Origin of the sequence: Bradyrhizobium sp. CCBAU 45394 (assembly GCF_028128655.1) — a bacterium.
GTDB classification, from domain to species: domain Bacteria; phylum Pseudomonadota; class Alphaproteobacteria; order Rhizobiales; family Xanthobacteraceae; genus Bradyrhizobium; species Bradyrhizobium diazoefficiens.
Genome location: NZ_LBIX01000172.1, coordinates 311,039 through 337,119, shown reverse-complemented (window position 1 = coordinate 337,119; position 26,081 = coordinate 311,039). Strand labels below are relative to the sequence as shown.

The 26,081-nt window shown below is 66.1% G+C and carries 22 protein-coding genes; 4 read left to right on the top strand and 18 right to left on the bottom strand.

Going from position 1 to position 26,081, the window contains the following annotated elements; genetic code table 11:
• Window positions 1–63: 63 nt before the first annotated feature.
• Genes WN73_RS31140 through WN73_RS31125 form a run of 4 tightly spaced genes read right to left on the bottom strand, consistent with a single transcriptional unit; the run spans window position 64 to window position 5,779 of the window.
• Window positions 64–1,269, bottom strand: a complete 1,206-nt coding sequence (locus WN73_RS31140) for a xanthine dehydrogenase family Fe-S subunit (protein WP_028172056.1) — start codon at window positions 1,267–1,269, stop codon at window positions 64–66.
• Window positions 1,266–2,102, bottom strand: coding sequence for an FAD binding domain-containing protein (locus WN73_RS31135; RefSeq protein ID WP_028172057.1), 837 nt, complete (start codon window positions 2,100–2,102; stop codon window positions 1,266–1,268). Before WN73_RS31135 ends, WN73_RS31140 begins: the two co-directional genes overlap by 4 nt.
• Entirely contained in the window at window positions 2,099–4,492 is a 2,394-nt protein-coding gene (locus WN73_RS31130) for a xanthine dehydrogenase family protein molybdopterin-binding subunit (RefSeq protein WP_039184158.1), read from the bottom strand. The genes WN73_RS31135 and WN73_RS31130 overlap by 4 nt, the downstream gene beginning before the upstream one ends.
• Before the next feature lie 9 nt (window positions 4,493–4,501).
• Window positions 4,502–5,779 (bottom strand): amidohydrolase/deacetylase family metallohydrolase, encoded by a 1,278-nt coding sequence (locus WN73_RS31125; RefSeq protein ID WP_028172059.1) that lies wholly within the window; start codon window positions 5,777–5,779, stop codon window positions 4,502–4,504.
• Window positions 5,780–5,962: 183 nt separating this feature from the next.
• On the opposite strand from WN73_RS31125, the gene WN73_RS31120 reads away from it, so the two are divergent.
• The 3 genes from WN73_RS31120 (at window position 5,963) to WN73_RS31110 (ending at window position 9,114) form a co-directional block, all read left to right on the top strand.
• On the top strand, window positions 5,963–6,457 hold the full coding sequence (locus tag WN73_RS31120) for a MarR family winged helix-turn-helix transcriptional regulator (protein WP_028172060.1): 495 nt from the start codon (window positions 5,963–5,965) through the stop codon (window positions 6,455–6,457).
• A 289-nt stretch (window positions 6,458–6,746) separates the two neighbouring features.
• Window positions 6,747–8,165, top strand: coding sequence for a cytosine permease (locus WN73_RS31115; protein ID WP_038966001.1), 1,419 nt, complete (start codon window positions 6,747–6,749; stop codon window positions 8,163–8,165).
• Window positions 8,166–8,169: 4 nt separating this feature from the next.
• Window positions 8,170–9,114 (top strand): acetamidase/formamidase family protein, encoded by a 945-nt coding sequence (locus tag WN73_RS31110; protein WP_028172062.1) that lies wholly within the window; start codon window positions 8,170–8,172, stop codon window positions 9,112–9,114.
• 2 nt (window positions 9,115–9,116) lie between these two features.
• Here the strand turns inward: WN73_RS31110 and WN73_RS31105 are convergent, their stop codons facing one another.
• The 13 genes from WN73_RS31105 to hydA all read right to left on the bottom strand — a co-directional run bounded on the left by WN73_RS31105 (window position 9,117) and on the right by hydA (window position 24,692).
• The gene (locus tag WN73_RS31105) at window positions 9,117–10,103 is read right to left on the bottom strand and encodes an ABC transporter ATP-binding protein (RefSeq protein WP_028172063.1); all 987 of its coding nucleotides are present in this window, start codon (window positions 10,101–10,103) and stop codon (window positions 9,117–9,119) included.
• Window positions 10,100–11,089 carry an ABC transporter ATP-binding protein gene (locus WN73_RS31100; RefSeq protein WP_028172064.1) on the bottom strand — a complete coding sequence of 330 codons (990 nt, stop codon included), beginning with the start codon at window positions 11,087–11,089 and terminating at the stop codon, window positions 10,100–10,102. Before WN73_RS31100 ends, WN73_RS31105 begins: the two co-directional genes overlap by 4 nt.
• Before the next feature lie 19 nt (window positions 11,090–11,108).
• Window positions 11,109–12,032, bottom strand: coding sequence for an ABC transporter permease (locus WN73_RS31095; RefSeq protein WP_011086127.1), 924 nt, complete (start codon window positions 12,030–12,032; stop codon window positions 11,109–11,111).
• Window positions 12,029–12,970, bottom strand: coding sequence for an ABC transporter permease (locus tag WN73_RS31090; RefSeq protein ID WP_027548944.1), 942 nt, complete (start codon window positions 12,968–12,970; stop codon window positions 12,029–12,031). Before WN73_RS31090 ends, WN73_RS31095 begins: the two co-directional genes overlap by 4 nt.
• Window positions 12,971–12,987: 17 nt before the next feature.
• Entirely contained in the window at window positions 12,988–14,592 is a 1,605-nt protein-coding gene (locus WN73_RS31085) for an ABC transporter substrate-binding protein (protein ID WP_011086125.1), read from the bottom strand.
• A 142-nt stretch (window positions 14,593–14,734) separates the two neighbouring features.
• On the bottom strand, window positions 14,735–16,405 hold the full coding sequence (gene nikE / locus WN73_RS31080) for a nickel ABC transporter ATP-binding protein NikE (RefSeq protein ID WP_028172065.1): 1,671 nt from the start codon (window positions 16,403–16,405) through the stop codon (window positions 14,735–14,737).
• Entirely contained in the window at window positions 16,402–17,250 is an 849-nt protein-coding gene (locus tag WN73_RS31075; protein ID WP_028172066.1) for an ABC transporter permease, read from the bottom strand. Before WN73_RS31075 ends, nikE begins: the two co-directional genes overlap by 4 nt.
• Window positions 17,247–18,281, bottom strand: coding sequence for an ABC transporter permease (locus WN73_RS31070; protein WP_028172067.1), 1,035 nt, complete (start codon window positions 18,279–18,281; stop codon window positions 17,247–17,249). The genes WN73_RS31075 and WN73_RS31070 overlap by 4 nt, the downstream gene beginning before the upstream one ends.
• A 28-nt stretch (window positions 18,282–18,309) precedes the next feature.
• Window positions 18,310–19,929 (bottom strand): ABC transporter substrate-binding protein, encoded by a 1,620-nt coding sequence (locus WN73_RS31065; protein ID WP_028172068.1) that lies wholly within the window; start codon window positions 19,927–19,929, stop codon window positions 18,310–18,312.
• Window positions 19,930–20,047: 118 nt separating this feature from the next.
• Complete coding sequence (locus WN73_RS31060; protein WP_028172069.1) at window positions 20,048–21,484, bottom strand: NAD(P)-binding domain-containing protein; 1,437 nt, start codon at window positions 21,482–21,484, stop codon at window positions 20,048–20,050.
• Window positions 21,481–22,230 carry an SDR family oxidoreductase gene (locus WN73_RS31055; RefSeq protein WP_011086119.1) on the bottom strand — a complete coding sequence of 250 codons (750 nt, stop codon included), beginning with the start codon at window positions 22,228–22,230 and terminating at the stop codon, window positions 21,481–21,483. The genes WN73_RS31060 and WN73_RS31055 overlap by 4 nt, the downstream gene beginning before the upstream one ends.
• Before the next feature lies 1 nt (window position 22,231).
• Entirely contained in the window at window positions 22,232–23,206 is a 975-nt protein-coding gene (locus WN73_RS31050) for an NAD-dependent epimerase/dehydratase family protein (protein ID WP_028172070.1), read from the bottom strand.
• Window positions 23,207–23,222: 16 nt separating this feature from the next.
• Complete coding sequence (hydA, locus tag WN73_RS31045) at window positions 23,223–24,692, bottom strand: dihydropyrimidinase (protein ID WP_028172071.1); 1,470 nt, start codon at window positions 24,690–24,692, stop codon at window positions 23,223–23,225.
• A gap of 56 nt (window positions 24,693–24,748) precedes the next feature.
• On the opposite strand from hydA, the gene WN73_RS31040 reads away from it, so the two are divergent.
• On the top strand, window positions 24,749–25,411 hold the full coding sequence (locus tag WN73_RS31040) for an aspartate/glutamate racemase family protein (protein ID WP_028172072.1): 663 nt from the start codon (window positions 24,749–24,751) through the stop codon (window positions 25,409–25,411).
• Here WN73_RS31040 and WN73_RS31035 read toward each other — a convergent pair.
• Complete coding sequence (locus WN73_RS31035) at window positions 25,408–26,076, bottom strand: flavin reductase family protein (protein WP_171463751.1); 669 nt, start codon at window positions 26,074–26,076, stop codon at window positions 25,408–25,410. The genes WN73_RS31040 and WN73_RS31035 overlap by 4 nt on opposite strands.
• Window positions 26,077–26,081 lie beyond the last annotated feature (5 nt).

Sequence of the window (26,081 nt, the reverse complement as noted above, 5' to 3'; positions counted from 1 at the left end):
ATCCAACGCTGTTGATCGTTATGCCAGTCCAGGCTTCGTCACTCCGCGGCGCGAGCGCGCCGATCATTCCGCGCCACCTTTTCCGGTGAAGACGCGGCCAAACATGCGCGCGAGCCGAGCGCGCAAAACGTCTGATGCAAGCGACCAGAAGCTGAGCTCCGCGGGGGCGGCCTGCCCCGACGGCGCGCCCGACATGTGGCGGTCGAGATTTCCCGCGAACTCAGCGACCAGGCGTCTGGCGAGATCGCGCACGAGGCCCGGCCGGCCGACCTGCGCCAGCATGCCCGTGAGCGTGTAGCCGATCGACAGGTCGACGGAGGTCGCCGCGCCGCCATCGAGCGGGATCAGGCGATAGCGGATTTCGCCTTGCGTCGCCGAATGGCTGCGCTGGTCGGTGCCGATGCCGACAATGCGGCCGGAGAGCGTCGCGGGATCGCGTTCGACGCGCGCGGCCCCCTCGAAGCTTGCTGCGATCGGCCCGAGCCTGACGCGAATCACGCCTTCGACACGCTCGGGCCTTGGCGGCGCCGTGAGCGATACGCCGGGAAGGCAGGCTGCAATACCCGCGATATCATCGAACATCGCGAACACTTTCGCCGGTAGATACGGCAGCGAGAAGCGCTGATCGAGAACGGTCGCTGGCGTGAAGTCGGGAATTCTGCCCGGTGCAGCACTCTCTGACACCGGCGCTAACGCCTGTCGCGTAGGCTGCAGCGACTGCCGATCTTGATCGGGTGCGGCTCGCCCCGATCCGGCGGGGCCGAGACTGGTCCGGCCACCGTCGGCCTGCGGCGCAATGTTGCGCGCACGCCTCGCCCCGATCACGGACTGCACGGCGCGCACGATGCCGACATAGCCGGTGCAGCGGCAGAGATTGCCGCTGAGGCCGACGCGAATGCGCCGTTCGTCGGCGTCAGGCAGGCGCAACACCAGGTCGCGCGCGGAGACCAGCATGCCGGGCGTGCAATAGCCGCATTGCAGCGCGTGCTCCCGGGTGAAGGCGGCGCGCAACTCGGTCGTGACCTCGTCCTCGTCGAGGCCCTCGATCGTGGTGATGTCGGCGCCTTCGCAGGCCACCGCATAGGTGATGCAGGAGCGCGCCGGCACGCCGTCGAGCAGCACGGTGCAGGCGCCGCAGACGCCATGCTCGCAGCCGAGATGGGTGCCGGTGAGATCGAGCTTTTCGCGCACGAAATCGGCAAGGCTGGTGCGCGGCTCGGCCGAGACCTCCACCGCACGCCGGTTGACCTGAAGCGAGACCGTGTTCATGCCGCGGCCTCCAGGACGGCGCGCTTCAACACGCTGACATGGATATGGCGCTGCGCGGCATCGTCGATGCCGGCCTTCATCAGAAGAGCGTCGACGACGCGGATGTCGAAACGCTGCTTGTAGTCGGCCGCAATCCGGCCGCCGAACAACCCGGCGGCATCGGTCACGACGATCGGCGCCGTATCGATCGCACCGATCACGATGCGCGCGGTGGCGGTGGCCGGGTCGACCAGGACCGCACCAATGGCATGGGCGAACTCGCCGGTCTTGCGGCAGCTCTTGGCATAGCCCCAATGCGCGGAGGCCGCGCGGGCCGGCACGTGAATCGCCTCGACGATTTCGCCGGCGTGCAACGCCGATTCCAGCGCACCGACGACAAACGCCTCGATCGCCATCGTGCGCGCACCGGCAAGACTGCGCAGTGTCACCTGCGCACCTAGGGCCGCGAGCGCGGAAATCCAGTCCGCGGCGGGATCGGCATGGCTGAGCGAGCCGCCGATCGTGCCGCGGTTGCGCACGGCGCGATACGCGATGTTGGCCGCGACGCCGCGCATCGCGCCACGCGTCACGTCGGCGGTGCGGCCGTCCTCGATATCGGCATGGGTGACCAGGGCACCCAGCACGAGCTCGCCGCCGGACACCACCGCGCGCTTGAGCTCGGCAAGCCCGGAGATGTCGACGATCAGCTCCGGCTGCACCAACCGCAGATTGAGCATGGGCCCAAGCGACTGGCCGCCGGCGATGATCTTCGCCGATCCGCCTGCCGCTGCCAGCATCGACAGCGCCGAATTGAGATCGCGCGGGCGTTCGTAAGCGAAGGGCGCCGGTTTCATGCCGCGCTCCTCTCAGTCGCGCGAGCGGCCAGTACGGCCGCGACGACGCGATGCGGCGTGATCGGCGACTGCATCAGCTCGACACCGAGTGGCCGCAGCGCGTCGTTGACGGCATTGGCGATCGCGGCCGGCGGCGCGATGGCACCGCCCTCGCCGATGCCCTTCACGCCGAACTGCGTATAGGGCGACGGCGTCTCCATGTGATCGAGGCGCGCCGCCGGAACCTCGGTCGCGCCGGGAAGCAGATAGTCGGCCAGCGTCGTCGCTAGCGGCTGGCCGGAGGCGTCGAACGGCATCTCCTCGTAGAGCGCGGTGCCGATGCCCTGCGCGAGACCGCCATAGATCTGGCCGTCGACCACCAGCGGATTGACCAGCACGCCGCCGTCCTCGACGATCACGTAGTCGAGGATTTCCACCTCGCCCAGATCAGGATCGACCGCGACGACGGCCGCATGCGCGGCGTAGCTGAACGTCCCGCTGTCGCGCACGGGCTTGTAGCCCTGCGTCACCTCGAGCCCGCCGGGATCGACATCGGCCGGCAGATCCTGCGGGCGGCGATACCAGGTGTGGGCGATCGCCCGGAGGCTGACGCTGCCATTGACGCCGCGCACCTCGCCATTCTGCAACACGACCGATGCCGGATCATGCTGCAACAGTTTGGCACCGATGCGCCTCGCACGTTCGCCGAGCTCGCGGCAGGCGGTTGCCACCGCGCCGCCCGCCATCACCATCGAGCGCGAGCCCCAGGTGCCGGTCGAATAGGGCGTCATCGCGGTGTCGCCGAGGATGATGCGGATCTTTGCGACGTCTATTCCCAGCATTTCATGCGCGACCTGGGCGAGCGTCGTCTCCATGCCCTGCCCATGCGAATGCACGCCGACACGCAGCTCGAGACCGCCATCCGGCGTCAGCCGTGCCGATGCCTGCTCGTGGCCCGGCACCATCGGGATGCCCCAGCCGGAATAGACGGAGGTGCCGTGCGCCGCCTGCTCGCAATAGATGGAGACGCCGACGCCGATGCGGCGGCTATCTGCCCCGCCCTGCTTTTGCTTCGCGCGGATGGCGTCGACATCGATCGCGGCGAGCGCGCGGCGCATCGCTTCCGGATAATCGCCGCTGTCAAAATGCTTCCTGGTGATGTTGTCGAACGGCATCTGTTCGGGGCGCACCAGATTGCGCAGTCGCACCTCGCCGGGCTCGAGCCCGGCCTCCACCGCGACGAGGTCGAGCATCAATTCCAGCGCAAAGCAGACGCCGGTGCGCGCGACGCCCCGGTAGGGCAGGATCGGACATTTGTTGGTGGCAACCGAAAAGGTGCGGCAGCGATAGGCCGGCATCTTGTACGGACCGGGCAGGATACTCGCGACCTGCGCGGCCTCGAGACAGGCGGAGAACGGATAGGACGAGTAGGCGCCGGAATCGACCGTCGCCTCGCAATCGATGCCGCGCAAGGTCCCGTCGCTGTTAGCATAGACCGTGATCTTGTAATGATGCTCGCGGCAATTGGAGCTGGCGACGAGATGCTCGCGGCGATCCTCGGTCCAGCGCACGGGGTGGCCGCGTTGCATGGTCAGCCAGGACAGGCAGACCTCTTCAGGCAGCAGAATGCCCTTGTGGCCAAAACCGCCGCCGACATCGGGCGAGATGACGCGGATCTGGCCCTCCTCCATGCCCAAGCATTCGGCAAGGCCGCTGCGCGTGATGTGCGGCATCTGAGCCGCCGAATGCAGCGTGAGCTGGTCGAGCCGGCGGTCGAAGGTCGCGACCACGCCGCGGCCTTCCAGCGGCGACATGCATTGCCGCGCGGTCGAGATCTCGCGCGTCACCTTGATCGGCGCATCGAGCGCGGCGGAGATATCGACCTCAAAGTTGGTCTCGAGGAAAACGTTGTCGCCCCAATGCTCGTGCACCAGCCCCGAACCGGGCTCGCGCGCCTTCAGCATGTCATAGACCGCGGGCAGCTCCTCCAGATCCAGCGTCACGGAGGCCGCGATGTCCTCGGCCTCAGCCCGCGTCGGCGCAAGACACATGGCGACGAGCTCGCCGACCTGGCGCACCTTGCCGGTGGCGAGCACCGGCTGCTCCGAGATCTTGAAGCCCGGCAATCCAGATACCGCGCGGATTGGCTTGATGCCGACGAGGTCCGCCGCCGTGAAGACGCTGCCACGATGGCGCTCGGGCACGTGGATGGCGCGGATGCGTGCGTGCGCCAGCGGGCTGCGCACGAAGGCGACGTCCTGAAGGCCGCTAAGCCTGATGTCCGCGACGAACTGGCCGCGGCCGCGCATCAGGCGGTCGTCCTCCTTCCGCGGCAGGCGCACGCCGACGCCCTGCCCGGACCTTCCAGAAGGAAACTCTCGCTCGTTGCGCAACTCCGCGCCCTCCTTCACCGCCCGGCCTTACGCCGCGACGGCCTGCGGCAGGATCGGGGCGACCGCGTCGAAGCGCGTGCCGGCACGCAGGCAGAAGGCCGGCTGCAGCAGGCGCTCGGCGATCACCTCGTTGTTCTCGTTGTCCTTCAGGATGAAGCGCCCCTTCTTCTCCGAGAGCACGGAGACGTCGGCATCCATGCCGACCTTGAGCGCGCCGATCTCCGCGCTGCGGCCGAGCATCTTGGCCGGATTGGCGGTGACCATCGGCACCACCTGCTCGAGCGACAGGCCGAGCGCCATCATCGAGCTCATCGCCTGGACCAGGCTGAACTTGGCCTGCCCCGCGAAGGGATGGTTCTCCTCGTCCTCGTGCTCGTCGGGCGTTCCGGCCGGCGCGGGCACATGGGTGTTGTAGCCGTGGATGTCGGCGCCGAGCGTGGTCGGAATGATGCCGGCGGCGATCGCCTTCTTCGCAAGCCGGTACGAGAAATGGCTGCCGTGGCCGACATCGACCTTCAGGCCGCGATCGAGCGCCGCCTGGATCACCGGATGCACCTCGCCCTCGCGGTTGACGAAGCCGCCGGGGTGGCGCGTGAACGGATGAGCGAGAACGTCGCCTTCGCGCAAGAGCGGGATCACACGCGTGAGGATGGTGTCGGCATCTTCGCCATTGGCGCCGCTCTCGGGCAGGCCCCAGAGCTGGCCGAAATGGACATAGACAGGCAGATCGGCGCGCTTGCCGATCTCCGCCGCCATCTCGATGACGCGGATGCCCCAGCGCGCGAAGCCGCCGATCTCGGCATGGGCCTTGATGCCGCGCACGATGTCGAGATTGGCCGTCGCCGCCTTGACGGTCGCATCGATGTCGACGCCGTCGGGGCTATAGAGCTGCGGATAATAATGTCCTTCCAGTCCGCCGACGAGATAGGCCGACAAGAAGGCGTAGACGCGCGAGGCCGAGGGCTCGGCGATGAAATGACGAAAGCCGGGCAGCGTCATGCAGGACGGGCCGCCCTGATCGACCAACGTCGTCACGCCCGACTGCACGCCGACCATGTCGGGGTTCATGCCGAAGCGGCCGGAGACATATTGATAGACATGGGCGTGGGTGTCGATTAGCCCCGGCAGCACCAGCTTGCCGCCGACGTCGACGACCTCCTTGGCGCTGGTCGGCAGGATATCCGCCGCGACCGCTGCGATCTTGCCGCCCCGGATGGCGACGTCCTTGATGCCGTCCACGCCCGAGGCCGGACAGATCACGCGACCGCCTCGCAGCAGAAGGTCGAAGCTGGCAGTAACTGACATGACGCTCTCCTCGGTCCCGCGCAGGCGGTTGCTCCGCCCCGGATTACGAAGCATGCTTCGCATTTTAATACGAAGTATGCTTCGTATTTTGACAAAAGCAAGCATCATGCCATGATCAGGCGGTGGCAGCCGCGTTCGAATCGAGCTAAGCGCGAGGGAGTTTTTGGGTTGGGAGAGCGTGCATTGCGGCAAGCACAGAAGCGTCGCAGCGGGGGCAAGCACCGCCCCTGGCCATTGTCGCAACGTCCCGGCTATCTGATCCGGCGGCTGCACCAGATTCACGTCGCGCTGTTTCAGGAAGCGTGCGGCGCGTTCGAGGTCACGCCGCTGCAATACAGCCTGCTCTCGGCGCTAGCCGTGCGCGAAACCGCCGATCAGACCACTTTGGCGGCCGATATCGCCCTCGATCGGACCACGACGACCGGTGCGCTGAAGCGGCTCGCTGCACGGAACCTGGTCGAGCGCGCCATCAACAAGGACGATCGCCGCGCGCGCCTGTGCCGATTGACGCCTGAAGGCGCCGCGCTTCTGGTCAAGATCGAAGGCGCGGCGCGACGGGCGCACCGTGCGACGCTCGGCGATTTGAGCGAGCGGGAACAGGCGCTCTTCATCGAAATGATGCAGCGCATCGTGGCCGGCAACCCAAGTCGCGACAGCGCCGCTTCCCTATTCGATTAGAAGCGGCTGCTGCGCTTTTGGGTGGGGCTGCTTAATTTATCATCGTACCGCTGCACGACCGTGCAACGTCTTTTGCCTCCCGCCCGCAAGCGCGCGGAGGAGATCAGCGTCTCGCGGGCACGGTGGCGAACCCGCGCGTGAGTTCAGGGCACGCTTGAATTTCCAATGACAATCCGGCGCAAACCTCATTGCATCCGGCATCGGCGCACGCCCTGCTCCGGCGGTTGCGCAACCGATGGCACGATTTATGCTGCAACGATGCGAAGCGTGCTTCGTATTGGGGGATGTCATGACGGATTCCGAACTTCGCGCTGATATTCACAGCATCGAGCCAATTCCCGATGCGGACCGGGACTCGACCGGACCGCAGCAGATGTGGATCTGGGCCGGCGCCAACATCGCGCCGGTCAACTGGGCGCTCGGCGCGCTCGGGATCATCCTGAAGCTTGGGCTGATGGAGACGATCGCGGTCATCGTGCTCGGGAACATCGTCGGCTGCGCGATCTTCGCAACCTTCACCGTGATGGGGCACAAGACCGGCGTCAACCAGATGGTGCTGAGCCGGTCCGCGTTCGGCGTCCGCGGCGCCTACCTGCCCAGCATCCTGATGTTCGTGATGACGCTCGGCTGGATCGGCGTGAACACCTACTTCCCGGTGAAGGTTTCGATCGGAATCCTTGGCCAGTTCGGCGTGCCCGACACCTGGCTGATCGAGATCGTCATCATCACGCTGGTGATGGCGGCGCAGGTCCTGATCGGCGTGTACGGTTTCTACGCGATCCGCACCTTCGAGAAATACACGGTGCCGCCCACCATCGCCATCATGGTGCTGATGAGCGTGCTGGCCTGGACGCGCCCCGGCGTCGTCAACTGGAGCCTCACGACCTCGCTGCCGCCGGGCGCGCATCTGGCGATGCTGACGCTGCTGATGACCGCGATCGGCGTCGGCTGGGGCATTTCCTGGGTCACCTGGGCCTCCGACTATTCGCGCTTCGTGCCGAAAAGCGTGCCGTCGAAATCCGTCTTCTGGTACAGCTATGTCGGCATGTTCGTGCCGACGGTCTGGCTCGGCATCCTCGGCGCGACCATCGCCTCGACCACGCTGGACACCGATCCCGCAAAAATGGTCAGCGCGGTGTTCGGCGGGCCGGTCAGCATCCTCGTTTTGCTGATGGTGCTGCACGGCCCGATCGCGACCAACATCCTCAACGTCTACTCGGCGACGCTGGCGGCGCTGAGCGCGGGGCTGAAGTTCTCGCGCTTCTGGCTCACCGTCATCGTTGGCGTCGCCGGCTATCTGGTCACGCTGTACTTCATCTTCGCGCCGTCCTTCGCCAAGGCGTTCGACAACTGGATGATCAGCCTCTTGTTGTGGATGAGCCCGTGGGCCGGCGTGGTGCTCGCGGACTTCTTCCTCAAGCGGAAGGGCAAGATCGACGTCGCCGAGCTCTATCGCTCGCCGGAGACCAGCGCCTATGGCGACATCAACTGGGCCGGCATGATCGCGTTCTTCGCCGGCCTTGTCGCCGGATGGCTGGTGGAAGACGGCCTGGTCGGCGCGCTTCAGGGGCCGGTCTCGATCAACCTCCTGGGCGGAGCCGATCTGAGCTGGCTTTTCGGGATCGGGGTCTCGGGGCTGGTCTATCTGGCGCTGGGCAAGCACGTCACGTCGCCCTCCTCGATCGTTGCGAGCAGCGCAGGCCGGTGAAGGCATGGACCACATTCTGCGATCCACTCCTGGAAACGTCCAGTGGGGACTCTGGGACGGACGGCTGAAGCCGGTGCTCCGGATCGCATCCGGAGACCGCGTGACCATCGAGACGCTCTCGGGCGAGCCGGACGACCTGCCCGATCCGTCGCTCGGTTTTGATGTCGTGCCCGGACATGCGGAGGTGCTCGCAAGCGCCTTCCGCGGTCCGGGGCCGCACCTTCTCACCGGGCCTGTCTACATCGAGGGCGCCGAGCCCGGCGACGTCCTCGAAGTGCGCGTGCTGAGCATCGAGCTGCGCTGCAATTGGGGCTGGAATCTCCAGGTCCCGACGCTCGGCACTCTCCCTGAGGATTTCCCCGAGTTCCGCCGCATCCACATTCCGCTGGACCGCGCGCGCAACGTCGCAAAGCTCCCCTGGGGCCAGGAGCTGCCGCTCGCCCCCTTCTTCGGCAATTTCGGCGTCGCGCCGCCGCTCGCCTGGGGCCGGCTGTCCTCGAAGGAGCCGCGGGCCTTCGGCGGCAACATGGACAACAAGGAGTTAGGTGCCGGCAGCACGCTCTATTTTCCGGTCTTCGTGCCGGGCGCGCTGTTCTCCGCCGGCGACGGCCACGCGCTCCAGGGCGACGGCGAAGTCTGCCTGACCGCGATCGAGGCGGCGCTCACCGGCACCTTCGAATTCCACGTCCGCCGCGATCTCCGCCTCACCTCGCCCCGCGCCGAGACGGCGTCCGACTGGATCACCATGGGCTTTGACGAGGATCTCGACGACGCGGCCAAGGCCGCGCTGCGCGACATGATCGCGCTGATCCGCGAGCACAGCGGCCTCGGCGCACAGGATGCCTATACGCTCTGCTCGATCGCCGCGGACCTGCGGGTCACGCAGATGGTCGACGGCAACAAGGGCATTCACTGCGTGTTGGCGAAATCCCGCATGCCATGCCTCTAAACTTATGGTGCCTCTAGTGCCTCGTCGAGGTGGCACGCCACCCACTGCTCGGGTCCAGTCGTCCGAAGCACCGGCTCTTCCGTGCGACAACGGTCGAACACGTATGGACAACGGGTGTGGAAGCGGCATCCGCTCGGCGGATTGATCGGGCTCGGCACGTCGCCGCCGAGGATGATCGGGTTGCGCTGGGCGCCCGGCTCGGGCAGCGGCACCGCTGAGAGCAGCGCCTTGGTGTAGGGATGCCTCGGCGCGGCAAAGATCTCCCGGCGCGGCGCGACCTCGACGATCTTGCCGAGATACATCACCGCGACGCGATGGGTCATGTGCTCGACGATGGCGAGGTCATGGCTGATGAACAGCAGCGCGAGGCCGAATTTCTGCTGGAGGTCCTGGAGCAGATTGACGATCTGCGCCTTGACCGAGACGTCGAGCGCGGAGACCGCCTCGTCGCAGACGATCAGCTCTGGCTCGGCCGCCAGCGCCCGCGCGATCCCGATGCGCTGGCGCTGACCGCCGGAGAATTCGTGCGGCCGGCGGTTCAGCGCCTCGCGCGGCAGGCGCACGGTGTCCATCAGAGACGTGACGCGCACCTCGAGATCTTCCGCGGATTTGGCGAGGCCGAAATTGCGGATCGGCTCCGCGAGAATGTCGCGCACGCGCATGCGCGGATTGAGGCTGGAGAACGGATCCTGGAACACGACCTGCACGCGCCGGCGCATCTGGCGCATCGTGGCCGGCGCGGCATCGTCGATGCGCTGGCCGTCGAGGATCACCTGCCCCGAAGTGATGTCGAACAGCCGCAGGATGGCGCGGCCGACCGTCGATTTGCCGCAGCCGGACTCCCCGACCAGCGACAGCGTCTCGCCGCGCGCGATCTCGAATGACACGCCGTCGACCGCATACACCCATTCGGACTTGCGGACGAACAGGCCCTTGTTGACCGGAAAATGCTTCTTGAGGTCGTTGACCTGGAGCAGAGGAGGACTCATGCCGCGACCGCTCCCTTCGCCGCGTAGTGACAGGCCGCAACATGGCGCGGGCCCTTCTCCTCGAGCCCCGGCGCATATTGGCGGCAGAGATCGGTCGCGAGCGCGCAGCGTCCGGCGAAGACGCAGCCGGTGATCGGCTTGCGCAGGTCGGGGACCTGCCCGGGAATCTCGGCCAGCCGTCTCGCGGTGCCCGTCAGCGACGAACCAAGCCGCGGCACGGCGCCGAGCAAACCTTGCGTATAGGGATGCCGGGGCGAGCGAAACAGCTCGGCGACCGGCGCCTCCTCGACCTTGCGGCCAGCATACATGACCATGACGCGCTCGGCGATCTCGGCAACGACGCCAAGATCGTGCGTGATCAGGATGATCGCAGCACCGACCCGGCTCTTGAGGTCGAGCATCAGCTTGAGGATTTGCGCCTGGATGGTCACGTCGAGCGCCGTGGTCGGCTCGTCCGCGATCAGAAGTTTTGGATTGCACGCCAGCGCAACGGCGATCATCACGCGCTGGCGCATGCCGCCGGAGAGCTGGTGCGGATATTCGCGCACGCGCCGCTTCGGCTCGGGAATGCCGACCAGCGTCAGCATCTCGATCGCGTGCGCCTCGGCGGCCTGCTTGTCCAGGCCCTGGTGGATCATCAGCGTCTCGCGGATCTGGCGGCCGACGGTCAGGACCGGATTGAGGCTCGTCATCGGTTCCTGGAAGATCATCGAGATGTCGTTGCCGCGGATGGCGCGCATCTCGCGGTCGGACAGCTTGAGGAGGTCCCTGCCCGCAAAGCGGATGCTGCCTGCGATCTTGCCCGGCGGCTCCGGGATCAGCCGCATCAGCGACATCGAGGTCACCGACTTGCCGCAGCCGGATTCGCCGACGATGGCGAGCGTCTCGCCCTCGTTGACATGGAAGGACACGCCGTCGACCGCGCGGTTGATGCCGCTGGGCGTACGGAAGTGGGCCTGAAGGTCTTCGACTTCGAGCAGCGCCATCGTGATCAGCCTCGCAACATCAGAGGCTCTTGGCCATGCGCGGATCGAGCGCATCGCGAAGGCCGTCGCCGAGCAGATTCACGGCGAGCACGGTGACGGACAGGAAGGCCGCCGGAAAGAACACGATATAGGGCTTGACTTGCCACAGCGCGCGGCCCTCGGCCATGATGTTGCCCCAAGACGGAATGGTGGGCGGCGTACCCGCACCGATGAAGGACAGGATCGCCTCCGTGATCATGGCGCTGGCGCAAATGTAGGTCGCCTGGACCAGCATGGGCGCGAGCGTGTTGGGAAGGATATGGCGCAGGATGATCATCGGCGTGCGCGTGCCGCAGGCCACCGCCGCATCCACATAGGGCTGCTCGCGCAGCGACAGCACCACGCTGCGGACGAGGCGCGAGACGCGCGGGATCTCGGCGATGGTGATGGCCAGGATGACGTTGCCGACGCTGCCGCGGGTCAAGGCCATCAGCGCGATCGCCAGCAGGATCGGCGGGATCGACATCAAGCCGTCCATGAAGCGCATTAGGATGCCGTCGGCCCAGCGGATGAAGCCGGAGACGATGCCGATGGCAAGGCCCACCGCAGACGCGAACATCGCAACCGACAGGCCGACCGTGAGCGAGACCCGCGCGCCGAAGAGCACGCGCGAATAGATGTCGCGGCCGAGCACGTCGGTGCCGAACCAGTAGTCCGCCGACGGCGCGCGCGTGCGCTTGGCTGGCGCGAGCGCGGTCGGATCGACCGTTCCGAGATAAGGCGCGAAGATCGCGATCAGGACCAGCGTCAGCAGCAGCGCACCGCCGATGGCGACCGTCGGATGACCGCGCAGGAAGCCGATGAAGCCGCGCCGGATCTTGACCGGCCGAAGGATCTCCGGCAGTTGCGGCGCGAGGACTAGACCGGCCGGGAGCGATTGCGGGTTGACGGTGGTGTCGGTCAATAGCGAATCCTCGGGTCAACGAGCGTATAGATGACGTCGATCATCAAATTGACGAGGACGTAGACGAAGCTGAACAGCAGCACGATCCCCTGGATGACGGGATAGTCGCGGCGCAGGATCGCATCGATCGTGAGCCGGCCGAGGCCGGGAATCGCAAACACGCTTTCCGTGACGACGGCACCGCCGATCAGGAGCGCGATGCCGATCCCGATCACGGTGACGATCGGCACCGCCGCGTTCTTCAGCGCGTGAACAAACAGGATGCCGCCCTGCCCGAGGCCCTTGGCCCGCGCGGTGCGGATATAGTCCTGCTGCAGCACTTCGAGCATGGTGGCGCGGGTGATGCGCGCGATCAGCGCGATGTAGACACAGCCCAGCGCGACCGCCGGCAAGATCAAGTTCTCCAGCCAGGGCCAAAAGCCCTGGGCAAGCGGCGTGTAGCCCTGCACCGGCAGCCATTCCAGTTCGAGCGCGAAGATGTAGGCAAGCATGTAGCCGACCACGAAGACGGGCAGCGAGAAGCCGAACACGGCAAAGCCCATGATGACGCGGTCGATCAGGCTGCCGGCTTTCCACGCCGCCACCACGCCGAGCGGCACCGCGACCACGATGGTGAGCAGCAGCGTGACGATCATCAGCGACAGCGTCGGTCCGAGACGCTGCCCGATCATCGTCGAGACCGGCAGATTGGTGAAGATCGAGGTGCCGAGATCGCCGTGCAGGATGCGCCAGACCCAGCTTCCGAACTGGATCAGGAACGGCCGGTCGAGACCGAGGCTCTGGCGGATTCGCTCCACATCCTCCGGGCTCGCCTGATCGCCCGCGATCACCACGGCCGGATCACCCGGCGCGATGTAAAGCAGGCTGAACACGAACAGCGCGACGATTGCCATCACCGGCAAGGTCGCGACGATGCGACGGAGGATGTAGGAGAGCATCTGGCCTCAGCGCGCGATCATGCGGATTTCGACACGCCCCAGAAGAACGGCAGCGGCCCCTTGGTAATGCCGGAGACGTTCTTGCGCCACGCGGTGTAGCTCAGGAAGAAGCCGGTCGGCGCGTAGACGACGTCATCGAGCGCCGCCTTGTTGAGGCGGCCGATGGCGGCTTTCTCCTCATCGAGGTTCTTGGCCTCGAACCAGGACGCGACCTCCTTTTCGGTGCCGGGGCTGGTGGGCCAGCCGAACCAGGCCTTGTCGCCGTTGGCGCGAATGGCGGTGTACGGCGCAGGGTTGATGCAGTCCGCGCCCGCATGCCAGGTGTGGAACATGTTCCAGCCGCCCTGTCCCGGCGGCGTCTTCTGTGCACGGCGCGAGCCGACCGTGCCCCAGTCGGTCGCGACGAAATCGACATTCATGCCGAGCTTCTTCAGGAGGTCCGCGGTCACGTCGCCCTGCGCCTTGGTGATCGGCTGGTCCTGCGCCACGAGGCACGTCACGGGCTGGCCGGAATAACCGCTCTCGGCGAGCAGCTTCTTGGCTGCGTCGAGATCGCGCTTGCCCTTCAGGATCTCGCCGCCCGCCTCGGAATAGAGCGGCGTATCCGGCGTGAAATAGCCGGGCAGCGGCTTCCACAACGCGGTGTCGTCGCCGACGATCGCGCGCATGTAGTCTTCCTGACTCATTGCCATCAGCACCGCGCGCCGCGCCCGCACGTCGTTGAAGGGCGGATACAGGAAGTTCATGCGGAACGAGCCGACATTGCCGAGGGGATCGCCAATGTCGACGCTGATGTTCTTGTTCTTCTTCAGGACCGGAACGAGGTCGGCGATCGGGCTTTCCCACCAGTCGACCTCGCCGTTCTGCAAGGCGGCGGCCGCGGTCGCCGGATCCGGCATCACGATCCATTCGATGCGGTCAACCATGATCTGCTTGCCGCCGGCCAGCCACGACGCTTTCTCCTGCCGCGGCGCGTAGTCGGCGAACTTCTCGAACACCGCCTTCGCGCCGGGCACCCATTCGCCCTTGGCGAACTTCATCGGCCCGGAGCCGACATAGTCGGTGATCTGCTTGAACGGATCGGTCTGCGCGATGCGCTCCGGCATGATGAAGGCGCACGGCGAGTTGTTCTTGGCCAGCGCGTAGAGCAGCTTCGGGAAGGGCTGCTTGAGCACCCATTTGAAGGTGCGATCGTCGACGGCCGTCAGCTCCTGCTGAAGCGCCTTGATCATGAGCCCCATCGGATCTCGCGCCGACCAGCGCGTAAGGCTCGCGACGACGTCCTTGCTCAGCACCGGCTCGCCGTCATGGAACTTGAGCCCCGGCCGCAATTTGAACGTCCAGGTCGTACCGTCGTCGGTGACTTCCTCGGACTCCACCATCTGGCGTTGCGGCTGGAGCGAGGAATCGATGCCGTAAAGCGTGTCCCAGACCAGCGCCGCAGCGTTGCGCACGACATATTGCGTGCCCCAGATCGGATCGAAATTGGCGAGATTGGCCTGCGGCACGAAGCGCAGGGTGCGCGCCGCGGCACCCTGGGCGATCGCCGGGGCCGAAAGGCCGCCCGTCAATGCCAGGCCGCTTGCGCCAGCCAGTCCCTTCAATACGGTCCTGCGATCCATGAAGTCCTCCCAGTAATGCCGTGATGCCGGCCAATCATTGGCCAAGAGCAGTGAAACCGAAGCCCATTGGCGTGCAAATGGTATGCCAGTAACCAGGCCTTCGCCAGCGGGATCTCATCGTCACTTTTGGTCGATCGAGACCTCAAAGCGCCGCCGCCAGCGTCGGCCCGATCTCGATATGCGGGATCGCCTCGACCAGCTTGCGCGTGTAGTCGGTCTTCGGATTGTCGAACAGCGCCCGGCTCTCGCCCTGTTCGACGATGCCGCCATTGCGCAGCACGATGGTGCGATCACAGAGCATGCGCACCACGTTGAGATCGTGGCTGACGAACAGCAGCGCGATGTCGTTCTCGCGGCGCAAGCGATCGAGCAATTGCAGCACCACCGCCTGCACGGAGACGTCGAGTGCGGCGGTCGGCTCGTCCAGCACCAGAAGCCGGGGCCGGCAGGCGATGGCGCGGGCGATGCCGACGCGGGCCTTCTGGCCGCCGGAGAGCTGGTGCGGGAAGCGCGGCAAGAGATCGAGCGGCAGCCCCACGCGCTCCGCGCATTCCTCGACCCGCGCGCGTAGCGCGTCGCCCGCCCGCATGCCGTCGAGCCGCATCAGCGGATGGGCGATGCAGTCGAAGGCGGTGAAGCGCGGGTTGAGGCTCTCGTTCGGGTCCTGGAAGACCATCTGAATGTCTTTGCGCAAGGACGAGCGGTGAAAATCACGCGATGCCACATGACCGATCGACTGCCCGTCGAACACGATGTCGCCTTCGCTCGGATCGATCAGGCGGCAGATCATCCGCGACGTCGTGCTCTTGCCCGAGCCGGACTCGCCGACGAGACCGACGCTCTCGCCGCCGGCCATCGTCATCGAGAAATCCGCGACCGCCGCGGAGCCCTGATCGAAACGCTTGGCAAGCTTGCGCACTTCCAGCAGCGGCGGCGTACCGTGCGCGGGCTCCTGCCTCGGCATGTTGACAACCGCCGCGTAGCCTTCCCGCTCCTCCTCCGTCACGAGATCCTCGATCCGGGACGTCGCGGTCGGCGATGCCGCAACGAGGCGCCTGGTGTAGGCGTGCTGCGGCGTGGTGAAGAGAGTCCTGGGACTGGCCTCCTCGACGATGCGTCCGCGCTCCATCACCGCGATGCGACGGCAGTAGCGCGCCGCGAGCCCGAGATCGTGCGTGATCAGGATCGTCGCCATGCCGCGCGCGGCGGCGATGTCCGCCAGAAGATCCATCACCACCTTCTGCGTGGTGACGTCGAGGCCGGTGGTCGGCTCGTCGGCAATCAGCAGTGCGGGATTGCAGGAGATCGCGATCGCGATCATCACGCGCTGGCACATGCCGCCGGAGAGCTCGTGCGGATAGGCGTTCATCCGCACCTCGGGGTCGCGGATCTGGACCGCGCGCAGCAGCTCCAGCGCCTCGGCGCGCGCGGCGTCCTTCGAGATGCGCTTGTGGGTGAGGATCGCGTCTGCGATCTGCAAGCCGATCGCCCGGATCGGATTGAGCGCCGCACGCGGGTTCTGGAAGATCATGGACATCGCGGCGCCCTGGAGCTGACGGAGATCGTCGCCCCGGAGTTTTGTCACATCCTGCCCGCGAAACAGGATCTTGCCGCCGGTGACGCGGCCGGCGGCATCGAGCAGCCTTGTCGTTGCGAACCCCGTAACCGACTTGCCCGAGCCGCTCTCGCCGACGAGGCCGAGCATCTCGCCGGCTTCGACGGTGAGCGTGACCCCGCGCACGGCCTCGACCATGCCGCGCCGCGTCGAGAACGAGACGTGGAGGTCGTCGATCCTGAGCAGTTCCTTGCTCATGTGCGCATGCGGGGATCGAGAATGTCCCGCATCCCGTCACCGAGGAGATTGAAGCAGAGCACGGCCAGCATCAGCGCAAGGCCGGGGAAGGCCACCAGCCACCACCGTCCGGTCGAGATGAAGCGCGCGCCTTCCGCGACCATGATGCCCCATTCCGGCGTCGGCGGCTTGACACCAAGGCCGATGAAGGACAGGCCCGCCGCATTCAGAATGGCCCAGCCGAGATTGAGCGAGATCTGCACCGCCATCGCCGGCAGGATATTCGGCAACAAAAACCGCAGCACCACCGAAAAGTGGCTCTCGCCGCAGGCGCGCGCGGCCTCGACCCAGCCGACATTGCGCCGGACGTTGACCTCGGCCCGCGCGAAGCGAATGTAAAAGGGAAGATTGATGATCGCGGTTGCAATCACGATGTTCTCGATCCGGTTGCCGAGCGCCGCGACCATCGCCATCGCCAGCACGAACAGCGGAAAGGCCATCATCACGTCGACGAAGCGGCCGACGCCCCGGTCGAGCCTGCCGCCGGCATAACCGCAGAACGAGCCGACAACGGCACCGATCACGAAGGAGATGCCGACCGCGGAGACCGCGATAGCAAGGTCGAGCCGCGCCGCGATCACGAGGCGGCTGAACACGTCGCGCCCGAGCTGGTCGGTGCCGGCAATGTGCGCCGCGCTTGGCGGCAGCAGCGCTTCCGAGACATTGGAGACCACGGGATCATAGGGCACGATCCAGGGGCCGAAGATCGCGAGGAGGACGAACAGAAGGACGCCGGCCGCGGCGACGGCCGTAAGCGGATTGCCGCGCAGGATCCAGACCGAATGGCGGAGGGTTGCGCTGGTCATTCGATCGACACCCTGGGATCGGCGATGCCGTAGCAGACATCGACCACGAGATTGACCAGCACAAAGAGGCTGGCCATCAGGAGCACGAAGCCCTGCACCGGCGCATAGTCGGAGGACAAGAGCGCATCGAGCGCGTAGGAAGCAACGCCCGGCCAGGAGAACACCTTCTCCACCAGGACATTGGCGCCCAGCATGGTCGAGAATACGATGCCGGCGATGGTGATGACGGGGAGAATCGCATTGCGCAGCGCATAGGTGACGACCACCTTGCGCCACGACAGCCCGACAGAGCGCGCGGTGCGCACGAAATCGCTGCCGAGCGAAACCAGCATCGAGGCGCGCGTGATCCGCGCCAGCGGCGCGATCACGAACAGGGCCATGCTCACCGCCGGCAGGACCAGCTGCTTGCAAGCTGCCCACCAGCCTTCAAAATCTCCTGCGAGCAGGAAATCGATCGAGAGGAAGCCGGTGCGCTGCGGCGGCAGCGAGGTGAAGACGTCAATCCGGCCCGTGGGATCGGGCGCGAGCCCGAGCAGGTAGTAGAAGACGTAGATCAGCAGCAGGCCCGACACGAAGGTCGGCACGCAGACGCCGAGCGCGCAGAACAGCCGCACGCCGTGATCGACGATCGACCCCGGCCGCAGCGCCGCGACGACGCCGAGCGGCACCGCCGCGATCAGCGCGATCAGCAGCGCGGTGAAGGTGAGCTCGAGCGAGGCCGGCAGCCGCTCGCGCAGATCCTTCAGCACCGGCTGCCCCGTCATCATGGAGCGGCCGAGATTGCCGTGGCCGATGTCGGAGAGATAGAACACGAGCTGCTCCGGCACCGACCTGTTGAGCCCCATCTGCTTGCGGATCTGCTCGATCTCCTCCTTGCCGGCGTTGGGCCCCGAGGCAAAGAACACCGCGGGGTCGCCGGGCAGGACGCGCATTAGAAGAAAGGTGAAGACCAGCACGCCGAACAGCGCCGGCAGCGACGACAGAAGCCGCCTGCCCGCCCGGATCATCGTTGCGCCAAGACCGGTCATCACCTTTCAGAGCCTCCCTTGTTTGCCGATCTCACTTGCGGCTGACGTCGCGGTAATCCACCTGGCGGTGGAACTCGTAGGTATAGCCCTCGATCGACGACGCCATCACCGCGTCCTGGTTCGGCTGCCACAGCGGAATCTGCGGCATCTCGCTGAAATGGATCGCGTTGAGCTTGCGGCCGTCGTCGTCGTACTTGGCCTTGTCCGGCTCGAAGCGGGCTTCCTGCGCGATCGCGGCGAGCTCGGGATTGTTGATGGAGCTGTAGTTCCAGCGCTGATTGCCGGTATAGAAGTTGCGGTAGAAATAATCGGTCGACGGCAGCCAGGCGACGATGCCTTCGGTGAAGAACGGCAGCTTCTTCTCGTTGATCTGCGTCGACATCTGCGCATCCGGCAGCTTCTGAATGTCGACCTTGATCCCGATCTTCGCAAGCGATTCCTTCACCAGCGACGCCATCGGCTCGGCCGTCGAGGCCTGGCCGACATTGAAGCTGAAGGTGGTCGAAAAACCTTCGGGAAGGCCGGCGGCCTTGAGATACTCGCGGGCCTTGTCGAGATCGGTCTTCACCGGCGCCTGGAACGGATAGATGCCGTTCACAGGCTTGCCGTCCGGCCAGCTCGCGCCGAACAGCGGCGCGCCGCGGCCGAACAGCGCAGCCTTGAACATGTCGTCATAGGGCAGCGCGAAGGCAATGGCGCGGCGGACGTTGACGTTGTCGAAGGGCGGGATCTGGTTGTTCATCGAGACGAAGGTGATCGCATTGTACTGCGGCGTCGAGATCACCTTGAGCTTGCCCTTGGCCTCGAGCGACTGCACGTCGCTCGCCTGGAGATCGACGACGATGTCGGCATCGCCGCGCTCGACCAGGTTGGCGCGGGTCGCCGGCTCCGGCACCGACTGCACGATCACACGCTTGAAGAAGGCGGGCTTGTTGGCCGAGCCGCGGTTCCAGGACTCGTCACGCTTGAGGATCACCTGCTCACCCGGCTTGAAAGTCTCGACCACGTAGGCACCGCTGCCGGCGGTGTGCTCCTTCAGCCAGGCGGTGGCCCAGGGATCATCCGCGGTCGCGTGCTCCTTGGCGACCTTCGAGTTGATGATCATGGGATAGACGGTCGCCAAATTCGGCAGCGCGAGCTTGTCGGGCTTTGGCAGCGTCACCTCGATGGTGAGGGGATCGATCACCTTGAACTGATCGGCCGACGTCAAGGAGCCGGTCAGGAGCTGCGCCTTGCCGAGGATCGGCGCGGTGACGCAGCGATCGAGCGACCATTTCACATCGTCGGCCGTAACAGGCGAGCCGTCCTGGAACTTGGCGTCCTTGCGCAGGCGGAAGGTGAGCTTCAGCCCGTCGGGACTGACGTCGTAGGATTCGGCGAGCTCGCCGGTGATCGTGTCGAGATCGAACACCCATTTGCCGTTGAGCTGCTTGCGGCCGAACGCCACCAGCCGGTCGTAAGTGCTCATGCTCAGCGCGAAGGACTCGCGCGTCGAGCCGGGGATGTTGGGATCGAGCGTGTTGACGGATGCGCCGGTCACATAGCGCAGCGTTTCCGCCCTGGTTTGGGCCTGCGAGGGCGCGCTCGCGATGAGCAGAAGCGCGACAGTAGCAAGCATCGAGGACGCCGGCCTGAAAGACACAAAACGCATTCGTTTTTCCCTGAATTTCGACAAGAACGCCAGCAAGGCAGGTTAAGAAACAAGCAAGTTGCGCGCCAGTCTCACGGGTCGCGCGTGGGGACGCTTCGTCGCGGCGGCGCATGGATGATCATCGCGATTCCCCCGTCTTTCGCGCCGGCCGCGTGACCACGGCCTGCGGCACGTCATAGGCGCTGAGCGAAGCCCAGTGCCGCGCGATATCGGCACGAAACAGGCCGCGCGTCAGGCCGTGGACCAGCTTCGGGACGGCCGTCGTCATCGCGTTGATCGACGATCCCGACGGACCGAAGCTCATGGTGGAGGCGATGGCGAAGAGATGGATGTCGGAAATCCAGGGCGTCTCGCCTGCCACACGCTCGGTGAAGGCGTAATCGTCGGCGAGATAGGGAAAGCGGCCGAGCCGTTCGTTGCGCTCGCTCGAAGGCGGCTGATAGCGGTCGGCCCAGGTCGCGATGTTGCCGGCGAATGCAGCGAGCTCGCCGCGCCCGGCAAAGCTCATGTCGATGCCGGTGCCGCAGATGACGAAATCAGCACGGATGGCGCCGCGCGGCGTCTGCAATTCGATGCCTTTGCCCGTCTCCCGGGCCGCCTCGACCGGCGCGCCCTCGTGCAGTGTGAAATTGGCATGACGCGCGCAGCGATCATAGGTTGCTTGCGGAAAGCCTTCCCGCATTTCGAGGATGGTGCGCATGAAGCGCCAGCGCCAGGCATCGTCGAGATCGCTGAGATGACGCAGGAAGCCGCGAAAGGTCAGCCACCGATAGGGCTGGATCACCTGGATCTGCGTACGGCGGCACAGCAGATGCACCTCGGCGGCGCCAGCCTCCAGCGCGGTCGCCGCATTGTCGAAGGCGGACGCACCGGCGCCGATTACGGCGACGCGCTTGCCGCGCAGCTTTTCGAAGTCGATGTCGTCGGCGACGGTCGCGACCGAACCTGACGGCAGATGGCGGAGCGGTTCCGGGATCATCCAGCCGCCCATCCCCTCCTGCCCCGTCGCCAGCACGATCTTGCGGGCGTAGAGCGTCTCGACCTCTCCTGCCCGTTTTACTCGCGCGGTGAGCAAGCCGTCAGACGCAGGCGCGATCTCCAGGAGTTCGCAAGCGTTGCGCACCGGCAAGCCGACCGTGCGGCGCAGCCACAGCAGATACTCAGCCCAATGCCCGCGTTCGATCAGGCCGAGTTCTTGCCAGCTCTGCTTGCCGAAGCGGGCTTCGTGCCAGGACTGGTAGGTCAGGCTCGGAATGTCGAGGTCGGGACCGGTGTAGTCCTTGGGGCTGCGCAGCGTCGGCATGCGGGCGTAAGTGAGCCACGGACCCTCCTTCCCCTCCTCGGCCTTGTCGAGCAGCAGGATGTTGCTGACGCGGGAGCGCATGAGGCCGAAGCCGATGGCGATGCCGGATTGGCCGGCGCCGACGACGAGCACGTCCAGCGCCGGTTTGCCATCAGGCCCGATCTTCGGCTCAAGCCATGCCGCGCCCGGATGCGCGATCATGGCGAGATCAGCGCGAACGTCAGCTTCGAGCTCTCCCAGCGCGTCGGTCATGCCGCGAGCCAGCCTCCGTCAACCACCATTACGGTTCCGGTCGTGAAGGACGACGCGTCGCTGGCGAGATGCAGCGCGGTCTGCGCGATCTCTTCCGCCGTGCCAAACCGCTTCATGGCGTGGCGGTTGCGCGAAGCTTCGCGCACCTCGTCCGAATTGGCGTGACGGGCAAAGCTGCGGCGAAGCATCGGCGTGTCGATCGCGCCGGGCGCGATGGCGTTGACGCGAATGCCGTCGGTGGCGAAATCCACCGCCATCGTCCGCGTGAGACTCACGATCGCGCCCTTGGCGGCGATATAGGCGCTGTTGCCCTTGCCGCCGGCGATGGCGAGCTGCGATGCCAGCGTGATGATCGAGCCGCTCTGCTGCCGCTGCATGTGAGGCACCGCGGCTCGCGCCCACAGCCAGGTGCCGCCGACATTGGCGCGGAACACCGCGTCCCAGTCGTCCGGGCTCGTCGTCAGCACCGTGCCGCCGCAGGAGAAGCCGGCAGCGGTCATGAGGATATCGAGCCGGCCGTGGCGCGCCACGACATCGCCGGCAACAGTCTCGGCCAATGCGGCATCGCCGACGTCCCCGACATGCACCGTTGCCTCTCTCACGAGGCCCAGCGTTTCCTGAAGACCCGCGGCATCGCGATCGACCAGCGCGAGACGCGCGCCCTCCGCCGCGAACAGCTTTGCGCTGGCCCGGCCGATGCCCGAGCCCGCTCCGGTGATGATGGCCGTGCGCCCCTGCAGCCGCATGTCAGATCCCTTCCTTGTGCTGCATCCACCAGGCGCTCATCGCTGCGGCCGACTCCACGCAGCCGAACCGGGCGCGCCAGCCGAACTCATCGGCCATCCGCTTGACCGACATCGGCGCACGATCCCCGCCGTGGAGCTTGATGAAGGTCTTCTCTCCGGGTGACGCGAGCCGGCACTCCAGCCCGGGATGAAGGGCTGCGAACGCCTCACCCCATTGCAGCGCGGACCAGGCTGCGCCGCTTGAGATGTTGTAGAGCCGGTGGCGTGGCCGCTCGGCTTCGATCAGCACCGCCACCGCTTCGGCGGCGTCGGGCGCGTAGGTCCAATCCTTGATGCCTGGCGCAGGGAGAAGGGCCGGTTCGCCGCGGGCGAACGCAGCAAGGATCTGGAACTGGAGGCTGGGCGTATCGCGCACCTTCCCGATCTGCTCCCACGGACCGAACACGGCGCTTAACCGCACACTCAGAAAATCGCCTCCCCACAACTCGGCAAGCCGCGCCACGGATCTCTCTGACGTGAATTTGCTGATCGCGTAAAATGAGACGGGATCGCACGGCGTCTCCTCGTCCAGTACCGGATAGCGTTGCCCCGCGGCACCATAGGCCGACGCAGAGGAGAGATTGATCACGCGCCGAACGCCACGGCGGATCGCAACGCTCAGGATCGGCATCTGAGCCATCACATTGATCTCGAGGATGCTCGAGGTCGTGGTCCGCTCGAGCTGGTCCCCGGCGGTTATGGCAGCGCCAAGGATGATCGCATCAAAGCCTTGCTTTACCAGCGCGTCGATCCTCTCGATGTCCGTGATCTCGCCCTGAATAATCGAGAGCCGCTCCCGGTGGTCAGCAAAGAACCGCTCCGCGCCAGCCGGAAGTTGCTTACGATCATACAGCGTCACCTCATGGCCGCGCGCAAGCAGCACCTCGGCAACATTGAGGCCGACAAAGCCGGTGCCGCCGAAGATGACGATCTTCATCGCGCGCGATCCACCGTCACAGCAGTTTTGCTCCGAAATTCCGTTCCGGATCCATGTCCGCGACCAGCCGGCCCGTCGGCTTCGCTGCCTCGCCGCCGCTGCGCGCCAGGAACTTTCCGCTGCCGGCGCTTGCGAGGCACTTGTTGCCCTCGACGATCACGCGGCCGCGCGAGAGCACCGACACCGGCCAGCCCTTCAGCTTCCGCCCGGCAAACGGCGTGTAACCGGCGAGGTCGTGCATCATCTCGTCGGCGATCACGGTCTCGCGATTGGGATCCCAGATCGCGATATCGGCGTCAGCGCCGACCGCGATCGAGCCCTTGCGCGGATGCAGATTGTAGATCTTGGCCGGCGCCGTCGCAGTCAGCTCGACGAACTTTTCCAAGCCGAGCCGGCCCTTCGAGACCATCGCGTCGAACAAGAGCGGCAGCCGCAGCTCCAGCCCCGGCAGGCCGTTGGCGACCTGCTTGAAGTTTGGATTGGGGCCGGCGCGCAGCTTGCCGGTCTCGTCAAAGCGATACGGCGCGTGATCCGACGAGATGGTCTGGAGATCGCCGAGCGACAGCGCCTGCCACAGCGCCTCCTGGTCGGCATGCGTGCGCGGCGGCGGGCTGCACATCCATTTGGCGCCGTCCGCACCGGGCTTGTCGAGATCGGCAGCGGTGAGGAACAGATATTGCGGGCAAGTCTCGGCAAAGACCTTGAGCCCCTGCCCGCGCGAGTCGCGGATGACCTTGGCGCCTTCGGCGGTGGAGACATGGAAGATCATGATCGGCTGGTCGATCAGCGCCGCCATTCCGATCAGCCGGGTGAACGCCTCGGCCTCCGACACACGGGCGTGGCTGACGGCGTGGTATTTCGGCAGCGTGTAGCCGCGCGCGAGCAGGCGCTTCACCATCCAGGCGATGATGCCGTGGTTTTCGGCGTGCGCGCACAGCATCGCGCCGGACTGGCGCGCGGCAAGGAGGATGTCGAGCAGCGGCTCGTCGTCGACCTTGAGCCGGTCGTAGGTCATGAAGATCTTGATCGACGCATGCCCCTGCTTTACCAGCGCCGGGATGTGCTCCTCGACCGTCTCCCTGGTCGCGTCCGCAATGATCATGTGGAAGGCGTAGTCGATCACCGCGCCCTTCTTCGCCAGCGCGTGATAGTCCTCGACCACCTGCGGCAGCTTCATGCCGACATGCTGGGCGGCGAACGGGATCACCGTGGTGGTGCCGCCGAACGCCGCGGACACGGTCGCGCTCTCGAACGTATCGGCATTCATGATGCCGGCCGCGGACAATTGCTCGATATGGGCGTGGCTGTCGACGCCGCCGGGCAGCACCAGCTTGCCGCGCGCGTCGATCTCGCGCTTGGCGGCCGGAAGGCCGCGGCCGACGGCTGCGATGGTTTCGCCGGAGATGGCGACGTCGGCCTCGAAGACGTCAGTCGTGGTCGCGACGCGGCCGCCGCGAATGATCAGGTCGTAGGTGGGTTCAGTCATGAGGCACTCCGTGATAGGCTCAACGCACGTGATCGCAATTTCTTGGAAAGACCATCATGCCCCGGCCGCGCATTCTCGTCATCAATCCGAACTCCAACCCCACCGTCACGCAGGGGCTGGAGGACGCCTTGAAGCCGCTCGATTTCGAGGGCGGACCGGAAGTGGTTTGTCGGACGCTGGCCGAGGGTCCGTTCGGCATTGAAAGCCAGGCCGACGTCGACAGCGTCGCGATGCCGCTGCGCCGGCTGGTGGAAAGCGACAACAGTTTTGCCGCCTTCGTCATCGCCTGCTATAGCGATCCCGGGCTTCAGGTCTGCCGCGAGGGCACCGACCGGCCCGTGTTCGGGATCGCGGAGTGCGGCGTGCTGACGGCGCTGGCGCGCGCCGAAACCTTTGGCGTCATCGCCATCGCCCAGCGCTCGATCCCGCGGCACATGCGCTATCTCAGGCAGATCGGACTGACCGACCGCCTCGCCGGCGAGCGGCCGCTCAACATGAGTGTTGCAGAGACCGCGTCCGGCGAAGGCACGCTGGCCAAGATGATCGACATCGGCCGTGCGCTGCGCGACGAGGACGGCGCCCGCGCCATCGTGATGGGCTGCGCCGGCATGGCGCGCCATCGCCGCCCGCTGGAAGACGCGCTGCGTATTCCCGTGATCGACCCGACACAGGCGGCCGTCACCATGGCGCTCGGAGCGGTGCAGTTCTCGGCTCACTAGGCGTCCTTCAGCTCTTTGGCGTCCTGCCGCGCGCGCCATTGCGCGTGGCTCTCGCGGACCAGTGCGAACGTGTCCCGCTGCGTCGTGTAGAGATTGCCGAACATGCGGCCGATCGGCCGGTAGGCGTCGAGATCGACATACATGTTGGCCTCGTCGACGAGGCCCTCGCGGGCGTGAACCCTGAGCACCTCGCCGACCAGCAGCTCGCGATCGGGCGAGAACGTCATCACGACATGGCGCCGGCATTCCAGCGCAAAGGGTGCCGCAGCGAGACGCGGCACCTTCACGTCGACCGAGGGAAGCGTGGCGAGCCCGGTCGCAGCGACCTCGCTGTCGCCGGAAGGAAAATCGACCGCGCAGTCGTTCATCGCCACCGACAGCGCCTCGTCCACCATGTGAACCACGAACTCGCCGTCGCGATGGATGTTGCGGGTCGTGTCCTTCGGGCTGTGATCCGGCTTGTGCTGAAGCCCCAGCACGATCAGCGCGGGACTCTCGGAGAAGACGTTGAAGAAGCTGAACGGCGCGGCATTGACCGCCCCGTTCTCGTCCAGCGTCGTCACCAGCGCGATCGGCCGCGGCACCACCACGCCGCAGAGCAGCTTGTAGCGGTCGCGCGGATCGAGCTCGGCTAAGGGAATGCCTGATGTGCCCTTGTCGGCCATCGGCG